This is a genomic window from Streptomyces sp. UNOC14_S4, from assembly GCF_020740835.1.
Lineage (GTDB): Bacteria > Actinomycetota > Actinomycetes > Streptomycetales > Streptomycetaceae > Streptomyces.
Genome location: NZ_JAINFC010000332.1, coordinates 1 through 8597, shown reverse-complemented (window position 1 = coordinate 8597; position 8597 = coordinate 1). Strand labels below are relative to the sequence as shown.

Below are 8597 nucleotides of genomic sequence, written 5' to 3'. Positions count from 1 at the left end.
CAGCAGGCGGTCCAGGACCGCCCCCTCGCTCACCCGCACCCCGTCGTGCTCGTACTCGTCCGTCACCCACGTCCGCAGGCCCCGGATCGCCCGTGCCGTCCGCAGCGAGTGCTCCGTTTCGACGTAGAGGTCGTCGTGGTAGACGGCGGCGGCCACCGGCACGGTGTTCCCGGCGAGGCGCGACACGTCGTACAGCGGGGTCCAGCCCTTGCGTTCCGCGAGGAGTTCCGCGGTGCGGCGCAGGGGGCGCAGGGCCGGGTGGGTGCGGAGCATCCAGGGGTGGACGGTCTCGCCGGTGAACAGGAAACGCGCGCCCGGCTCGAAGTGGCTGTCGAACTGGGGGAATTCGGCGCGTACGCGTTCGGCGGACCAGTGCGTCGCCCGCCCGTCCTGGGCATAAATGGCTTCGTGGAGGATCGCGTAGAGCGGGCAGTGGGCGCGGGAGAGCACGGCGGCGGCCGCTTCGGCGAACGCGTCGGACAGGCGGGGGCCCGCCACGGTGTCGACGAAGGCGTCCTCCAGCAGGTAGTGCAGCCGGTGCGAGCCGTCGCCGGTGCCCAGGAGGATGCCGAGCTGCTGGAAGGCTCCGACGGTGAGCAGGGTGCCGTCCGGCAGCACTTCCTCGTGCTCGGCGAGGTGGGCCGCGATACGCCGGGCGGCGTCCTCGTCGCCGGGATAACGCGCGTAGTGCGCGAGGGTCTTGCGTTCCATGCGCGGGTAGGCGGCGCGGTAGACGGCGTCCGCGTCGGCGTCCAGCGACGGCAGACCGCCGGTGATCAGCACCTCCGCCAGCCCCTCGGGGGCGTACGAGAGGTAGGTGACGGCGCAGAAGCCGCCGAAGCTCTGCCCGAGCACGCTCCAGGGGCGGCCGCCGGTGAGCAGCGGGCGGATCAGTTCGCAGTCGCGGACGATCGAGTCGGCGCGGAAGTGGGCGAGGTAGTCGGCCTGTTCGGCGGGGCCGCCGCGCAGCGGGAGCGTCTGCCGGCCGGCGGGGGTGGAGCGCCCGGTGCCGCGCTGGTCGAGGAGGAGGACGCGGTAGTCCTCCAGCGCGCGGTCGAGCCAGCTGTCCCGGCCGACCGGGCGGGGCGCCTGGAAGCCCGGTCCGCCCTGGAGGTAGACGAGCCACGGCAGGTCGTCGTGCTCGCGGCGGGCGGCGACGACCTCGCGGGCGTACAGCCGGATCGTCTCGCCGCCGGGCTCGGCGTGGTCGAGCGGAACGTCGAACCAGTGGTCCGTGAGGACGGTTCCGGGCTGCCGGAACGTCGCCGTCCCGGCCCTCCGCCCGGCAGGCGCCGCGACGGCCCCTCCGGCGTCTCCGGTCCCTCCACCGACGTTCTCCGGCATGCTCCCACCCTCATGTGCATGGGCCCGCCGGATGTCGGACGGACATCGGACAGGCATCAGTAAGACATCGGAACGCCGTGGCCGGGCCCCGACGGGCTTGACTCACGGCGTGCACCGCACGGCGTAACCTACCGAACGTACCGAGGGGCGGGCAGTGACCGAGAACAGCACCCGCGGCACACGGGCGGACGAGCCCGCCGACATAGGCCGCCGCGTCCTGCGGCTGCGTACGGAGAAGGGGCTCACCCAGCGGCAGCTCGCGGAGCCCGCCTACACGGCCGCGTACGTCTCGACGCTGGAGGCGGGGCGGGTGCGCCCCTCGGAGAACGCCCTGCGGCATCTCGCCGAGCGCCTCGGCACCACGGTCGAGGAGCTCGCCACGGGCAGGCCGCCGCACCTGGCGACACGGCTGCGCATGCGGCTGACGGACGCCCGGCGCACGCTCGCCACGGGCGAGGCGGAGGACGCGGCACGGCTGTTCCACGCGCTGTGCGACGAGGCCGCCGGTCTGGAGCTGCTCCAGGAGCAGGCCGCCGCGCTGCTCGGGCTCGGGGACTGCGCGCTGGAGACGGGCGACCTCGTGGCGGCCCGCGAGCACTTCGCCGCCGCGGAACAGCTCCTCGCGGACGAGCCGCTGCCGCGTCGCGTCCCCGCGCTCCGGGGCCGCGCGACAGCGCACCTGCTCGCCGGCGAACTGCGCTACGCCTGCTATCTGCTGGAGACCGCCCTCGACGAACTGAACGCCTCGGGCCTGCACGACCCGGACGCGCTGCTGCTGCTCTACACGGCATCCATCGCGCCCTACATGGACATGGGAGCACACGCGCGGGCCGCGCACGCCGCGGAGCTCGCCCTGGCCCTCGCGCCCCAGGTGGACGACCCGGCGCTCGTCGCCAAGATGCACCGCGGAGTGGCCCGGACGTTCATCGCGGAGGGACGCATCGCCGAGGCCGACGTGTCGCTCGCCAAGGCGCAGGAGCTCTACCGGCAGCTCCAGATCCGTACGGAACTGGCCCACTGCCACTGGATGCGCGGCTACGTCCGCGCGCAGGACGGCGATCTGGCGGGCGCCGAGACCGAACTGCGCACCGCACGGGACATGCTGGCCTCCAAACGGGCCGCACTGTTCACCGTGCAGGTGGAAGTGGAACTGGCGGACGTGCTCCGGCGGCGCGGCAAGACGGAGGAGGCGGAACGGCTGCTGCGGCCCCTGCTCTCGCCCTCCGCCCTGGGTGCGGAACGCGGCGCGGTGCACGCGGGCGGCGCACACCGGCTGCTGGGCCTCATCGCGGAGGAACGCGGCGAGCACGAGACGGCGGAGGAGCACTACTGCTCGGCGCTCTCCCTGCTGGAACGGACGGGTGCGGCGGGGGATCTGGCGGACCTGTGCCGCCTGTTGGGCGACCTGCTGCGGCGTACGGGGCGGACCGAGGCGGCGCTCGACGCGTACCGCACGGGGCTGGGACACCGTGCGGCGCCGGGCACCACCACGCTGGGCCCGGCACCGAAGGAACCTCCGCGCTTCTGAGGCACGGCGGGTTGCGCCTACTGGGGTGCGTCTTGCGCTGCGCGCGCGGCTGCGGGTCCGCTGCGCGGCGCCTACCGGGCTGCCTCGTGAGCTCGGTGCGCGGCTGCCGGTTGTGTTGTGGCTGGTCGCGCAGTTCCCCGCGCCCCTGACGGGGCGTGCCCTTCCCGTCACCCCCCCGGAAACGTCAGCAGGACCATTGCTGCCCGCCAGCGCAGCGCTTACGTTAAGCGGCGCCTCAAACGGAATTGACCCGCCGTTTAATACGGGCGGCGGGACTCGGGAGGAACCCCCCATGCGCAGACGAATACGTTTCGCGGCGGTGACGGCAGCGCTGGCCGCTGTCACGGTCACTGCACCGGTGGCGGCCGGCGCGGCGACGCCGCAGCCGCCCCAACGCACGCAGAGCGTCGAGTACTTCACAGGGCCCGACGGTCACCCCCGCCACACCACCGTTCCCGCGTCGCCCGCACCGCCCAAATCCCTGCGGCCTTCGGCACGCGGTGACGGCTCTGTCGTGCCGATCGTGCAGAACGGTCCGGTCGCGAACAAGCTGGACGTCGTGTTCATCGGTGACGGCTACACGGCGAGTCAGCAGGGCGACTTCCACGCCGCTGTCCGTGCCAAGTGGGCGAAGATGTCCGCCGTCGAGCCCTACGCCTCGTATCGCGGTCTTTTCAACGTCTGGGCCGTCGACGTGGTGTCCCGCGAGTCGGGCGTCTCCGGGGACCCGGGCAAGGACGTCGTGAAGGACACCGCGCTGCGCTCCGCCTTCTTCTGCGACGGCGTCGAGCGGCTGCTGTGCGTCGACACCGGCCGGGTCGAGGCGTACGCGGCGAAGGCGCCCGCCGCGGACCTCGTCGTGGTGCTGTCCAACTCCACCAAGTACGGCGGCGCAGGCTACAACGACATCGTCTCCAAGGTCGGTTACGACGGGATCGCCACGGCCTCCTCGGACCATCCCAAGTCCGACCAGATCGCCGTCCACGAGACCGGCCACTCGCTGGGGAAGCTCGCCGACGAGTACCAGTACGACGAGTACGGCACCTACACCGGCGCCGAACCGGGCGAGGCGAACATCAGCAAGCTCACCGCCGCCCAGATGACCGCCCAGCGGCAGAAGTGGTACCGCTGGATCGGCCGGACCTCGCCGGACGGCGGTGCGGTCGGCGCGTACGAGGGCGGCGGCTACTACCCCAGAGGACTCTTCCGCCCCACCGAGAATTCGATCATGCGCAGCCTCGGGCGGGAGTTCAACCTGCCGGGCCGTGAGGCGATGATCGCCGGGTTCTACCGGCACGCGAGCGTGCTGGCGAGCGAGCGCGGCACGGACAGCCGGGTCGGGCGCGACGACCGTCTCACGGTGCGCGTGCCCGCCGACAGCGTGGTGGTCCGCTGGTACGTCGACGGGCGAGAGATCCGCGACGCGCGGGGCCGTACGGCGGTCACGCCGCGCTCCCTCGGCGTCCCGGCGGACGGGCGCGCGCACAAGGTGACGGCGACGGCCGCCGACACGACGGGAGCCGTGCGCGATCCGCAGCTGCAGAAACGCATGCAGGGCTCTTTGACCTGGGAGACGGCGCGCTGACGTCCGGTTCTCCGAGAACGTTCCGGGAGAACGTTCCGGGAGAACGTTCTCGGAGAACGGAGCGGGCCCGGGATGTGCCTCCCGGGCCCGCTCGGGGCTCAGGCCGGTTCCAGGACGTCCGACCCGGCGTACGCCCGCTCCAGCCGCGCGCACGCGCGGTTCAGCGTGTCCGCGAACGCGGCCTCGACCCGTTCAGGCGAGGACTCCGCCGCCAGTGTCCTGTGCAGGACGTCGAACACCAGCTGCCTGGTCGCCACCGCGAAGGAGGCGAAAGCCTCCAGCTCCTCCAGCAGGCCGGGCTCGGTGTTCGTGCGGGGGTGTGCCCGCTCGACGAGGAACTCCAGCAGGCGCTCCCGGCGGCGCTGCATCAGAGGGAGGTAACTGCGCTCCAGGGCGGGGCTGTCGAGGAGGACGCGGGAGAAGACGCGGGCCTGGTCGATGGAGTCCTCGCTGCTCAGCACCGACTCGCACGCGGTCATGCAGGAGCGCCGCAGGTTGTCGAGGAGGTCCGCGCCGGTACGGGCCCCGCGCACCGCCTCCCACAGCTGCGCGTCGAACTCCTTGCGGCGGCCGAAGAAGATGTCCTCCTTCGACGCGAAGTGGGTGAAGACCGTGGCCGGCGCCACGTCCGCCTCGGCGGCGATGCGGTTGAGCGTGACGCCCTCGAAGCCGTGCTCGGCGAAGAGCCGGAAGGCCGCGTCTGAGATCGCCCGGCGCGTGCGCTCCCTCTTCCGGCCGCGCAGTCCGGTCGCGGACGACGCGGCGGCCGGGGCGGGCGGTGCGGAGGCGGAGTGCGAGGTCATGGGCCCAGGATACGGCCCCGGGAATAAAAAATAGAGGTGCTTTATTTTTAGAGTGCCACTATTTTTTAGGGCGCAGCCCGGATCCTCCCGGCAGCCGAACCCTTCGTAAGGACGTCCCCGTCATGCCCGAACCGTCAGCCCCGCCGACCACGCGCCCAGGAGCGGCCCCGGCGTCGTCCGTACGACACGACGCCGAGGTTCCCGGGCCGACCGCGAGACGTGCCGGGTCCGCGGCGGCCGTCCTGTTCATCGCGTGCGCCGCTCAGTTCATGGTCATCCTCGATGTGTCGATCGTGAACGTGGCGCTCCCGTCCATGCGTGCCGAACTGCACCTGAGCGGGGCGGGCCAGCAGTGGATCGTCAACGCCTACACGCTCGGCTTCGCCGGACTGCTGCTCGGCGGCCGCATGGCCGACCTCGTCGGCACCAAGCGCGCCTTCCTCACCGGACTCGCCGCCTTCACCGCGGCCTCCCTCGCCGGCGGTCTCGCCGACAGCGGCGCCCTGCTGATCGCCGCCCGTGCCGTCCAGGGCGTCGGCGGCGCCGTGCTCGCCCCCGCCACCCTCACCCTGATCATGACCACGTTCACCGAGCCCGCGGCCCGGACCCGTGCCATGGGCGCGTGGAGCGCCGTCATGGCGGCGGGCGGAGCCGCGGGCGCCGTCGTCGGCGGCGTGCTCACCGAGTACGCGGGCTGGCGCTGGGTACTGTTCGTCAACGTGCCCATCGGCGTGGCCCTGCTCGCCGCCGCCCTGGCCTTCGTGCCGTCGGGCACCGCGGGGCGGGGCGGGCTGCGCCGCCTCGACCTCCCCGGTGCCGTGTCCGTGACCGCGGGCCTGACCGCGCTGGTCTACGGGATCATCTCCACCGAGACCCACGGCTGGGGCTCCCCGGCGGTCTGGGTGCCGCTCACCGCGGGCGCCCTGCTGCTCCTGGCCTTCCTCGCCGTCGAGTCGAGGGTCGCCCACCCGCTCGTACCGCTGCGCATCCTGCGCCGCCGCAGCCTCGCCACCGCCAACCTCGTCGTGACCGGCCTGGGCGCGGCCAGCTTCGCCATGTGGTTCCTGCTGTCGCTCTACTTCCAGCAGCTCCTCGGCTACAGCGCGGTGACCGCGGGCCTGTGCTTCCTGCCCGGCTCGCTGTCCATCATCGCGGGCGCGCAGCTCGCCACCCGGCTCGTCCCCCGCACCGGGCCACGCCCGCTGCTGTTCACCGGCATGGTGATCAGCACGGTGGGCTTCGTCTGGCTCTCCGGGATCGGCGCCGACGGCAGCTACGTCACCGACGTGCTCGCGCCGTTCGTGCTCGCCACCTTCGGCACGGGCCTGGCGATGATGCCCGCCACGGTCGCCGCGACCAGCGGCACCGACCGCGCCGAGGCCGGGCTCGCCTCCGGTCTCGTCAACACCTCGCGTCAGGTGGGCGGCGCCCTCGGCCTCGCCCTCCTGGCCACCGTCGCCTCGCACGTGACGGCGAGCCACCTGGCCGCCCACCCTGGTGACCTGCAGTCCGCCCTGGCCTCCGGCTACGGGCGGGCCCTGCTGATCGCCGCGGTCTTCACGGCGTGCGCCGCCCTGATGGCGCTCGCCGTGCCCGGCACCACGCGCAAGTCCACCACCTGAGGAAAGGACCACCGAGATGCCCAACGAGCTGAACCACATCATCGTCCACGTGAAGGACCGCCGGGCGGCCGCGAACTTCGTCGCCGACCTGATGGACACCGCCCCGCCCGTCGACTGGGGCCCCTTCACCCAGATCACCAGCTCCAACGGCGTCGGCATCGACTTCGCCGACGACCATGTCGCACCGGACAACATCAACGGGAGTCACCTCGCCTACCTCGTGACGGACGAGGAGTTCGACGCCATCTTCGGCCGTATCGAACAGCGGGGCGTGCGCTACTGGGCCGACCCCTCGCTGAACCGCGAGGGCGAGATCAACCACAACTACGGCGGCCGTGGCGTCTATGTGCTGGACCCGGGAGGCACGTGTGCCGTCGAGTTCATCACCACCCCGTACGGCGAGTCCCCGGGCGAAGTGAAGACCCCGACCTGGCTGTGACGGACCGGGCGGCAGGGCGGACCGGACGGCAGGGCGGACTGCGGCGATCGCGCCGATCGTGCCGATCGAGGTGACTGCGGTGACCGGGCGGGCCGTCCGCCGGGGTCAGCGCACCAGGTCCCGCTCCAGCGGCGTACGGAACCGGGGCGTGACCCGTACCTCGCCCAGCCAGCCGGACAACCGGGCGGCCTCCGCGGCGATCGCGGAGGCCGCCCGGTCGTCCACGTCCTCCAGCGCCCGCCAGACGATCTCGCCGTTCGCCCGCTGCGCCCAGCCGCCCACGATCCTGCCGTTCCACCACACCGTCGGGCCGATGTTGCCCGCCCGGTCGAAGAGGAACGGCACATGTTCGGGGGACAGGTACCAGTCGCGGCCCCGCCAGCCCATCGCCGTGGGGTCCAGCCCCGGGAGCAGCGCGGCCCACGGCTCCGCGGGCGCGGCCTCCGCCAGGCCGCCCTCCAGATCGTCCGGCAGCACGAAGCCCGTCCCCTCCGTGATCCGCACCTCCCGCGCGCCCACGTCGGCCAGCGCCCGGCGCGTGTCGCCCAGCGTCCAGCCCGTCCACCACTTCAGGTCCGCCTCCGTGGCCGGCCCGAACGACGCGAGCCAGCGCCGTGCCACCTCCGCCTTCGCCTCCCGCACCGGGAGCTCCGGCAACCGCGCGACAGGCGCGTACGCGTACATGCTGCTCGTCCACGAACCGCGCGGCCGGGCCCGGCGCACATGCCCGTCCGAGGCCAGCAGCCGCAGCAGCCAGCTGCCGAGGCTCTGCCGGCTCTCGTACGGCTTGCCCGCCGCGTTCACGATCGGCTCCCGCAGCACCGGGAGGTCCTTGGACAGTTCGGCCACGGTCGCCTCGCCGCGCGCGGCCAGCGCCTCCAGCACCTCGCGCTCGGTCCGCGCCAGGCTCCGCTCGTCCCAGTCGCCGCTCGCGCCCTCCCGCAGGCGCTTCAGGAACGTCGCCCGCTCCTTGGCCGCGATGGCCCGGGCGGTCGAGGAATCGACATACGGGGCCAGCCCGGAGCTCACCGCGAAGATCGTGCGCCGCATGGACAGCAGCTTCACCAGCGTCACGTCCTCGTAGAGCCCGCGCTCCACCTCCGCCGTGGACGGTTCCACGAGCCGTGCGCACGCCGACAGGTAGACCGTCGCCGGGTCGGTCGCATGCAGCCCGACCAGGGCGTCGGCGACCTCCTCGACGGCGGTGACACGGTGGGCGGGGGCGAGCAGGTGGCGGCTGCCGAGCCGGGCGCGGCGCTGGTCGTCGGTGATGCGC

7 protein-coding genes are annotated in these 8597 nt (G+C 72.9%); 4 read left to right on the top strand and 3 right to left on the bottom strand.

Annotation, left to right across the window (positions count from 1 at the left end; all coding sequences use genetic code 11):
* Positions 1-1344 (bottom strand): alpha/beta fold hydrolase (locus K6I34_RS25290; protein WP_229328786.1); only part of this gene is annotated, 1344 nt, incomplete at its 3' end.
* 154 nt (positions 1345-1498) lie between these two features.
* On the opposite strand from K6I34_RS25290, the gene K6I34_RS25285 reads away from it, so the two are divergent.
* Positions 1499-2872, top strand: coding sequence for a helix-turn-helix domain-containing protein (locus K6I34_RS25285; RefSeq protein WP_229328784.1), 1374 nt, complete (start codon positions 1499-1501; stop codon positions 2870-2872).
* A gap of 292 nt (positions 2873-3164) precedes the next feature.
* Entirely contained in the window at positions 3165-4457 is a 1293-nt protein-coding gene (locus K6I34_RS25280; RefSeq protein WP_229328782.1) for a M64 family metallopeptidase, read from the top strand.
* A 98-nt stretch (positions 4458-4555) separates the two neighbouring features.
* Here K6I34_RS25280 and K6I34_RS25275 read toward each other — a convergent pair whose 3' ends face one another.
* Entirely contained in the window at positions 4556-5260 is a 705-nt protein-coding gene (locus tag K6I34_RS25275; RefSeq protein ID WP_229328780.1) for a TetR/AcrR family transcriptional regulator, read from the bottom strand.
* A 122-nt stretch (positions 5261-5382) separates the two neighbouring features.
* On the opposite strand from K6I34_RS25275, the gene K6I34_RS25270 reads away from it, so the two are divergent.
* Together K6I34_RS25270 and K6I34_RS25265 are read left to right on the top strand one after the other, a co-directional pair.
* Positions 5383-6882, top strand: a complete 1500-nt coding sequence (locus tag K6I34_RS25270; RefSeq protein ID WP_229328778.1) for an MFS transporter — start codon at positions 5383-5385, stop codon at positions 6880-6882.
* Positions 6883-6898: 16 nt separating this feature from the next.
* A complete protein-coding gene (locus tag K6I34_RS25265; RefSeq protein ID WP_229328776.1) occupies positions 6899-7321 on the top strand; it encodes a VOC family protein in 423 nt (140 codons plus the stop codon).
* A 105-nt stretch (positions 7322-7426) separates the two neighbouring features.
* On the opposite strand, the gene K6I34_RS25260 is transcribed toward K6I34_RS25265, so the two are convergent.
* Positions 7427-8597: winged helix DNA-binding domain-containing protein (locus tag K6I34_RS25260; RefSeq protein ID WP_238489738.1), on the bottom strand; the 1171-nt coding region annotated here is incomplete at its 5' end.

Bases quoted from the DNA above. Each gene is read 5' to 3' on its own strand.
- K6I34_RS25280 (WP_229328782.1), top strand. From the start codon at position 3,165: ATGCGCAGACGAATACGTTTCGCGGCGGTGACGGCAGCGCTGGCCGCT.
- K6I34_RS25275 (WP_229328780.1), bottom strand. From the start codon at position 5,260: ATGACCTCGCACTCCGCCTCCGCACCGCCCGCCCCGGCCGCCGCGTCG.
- K6I34_RS25270 (WP_229328778.1), top strand. From the start codon at position 5,383: ATGCCCGAACCGTCAGCCCCGCCGACCACGCGCCCAGGAGCGGCCCCG.
- K6I34_RS25265 (WP_229328776.1), top strand. From the start codon at position 6,899: ATGCCCAACGAGCTGAACCACATCATCGTCCACGTGAAGGACCGCCGG.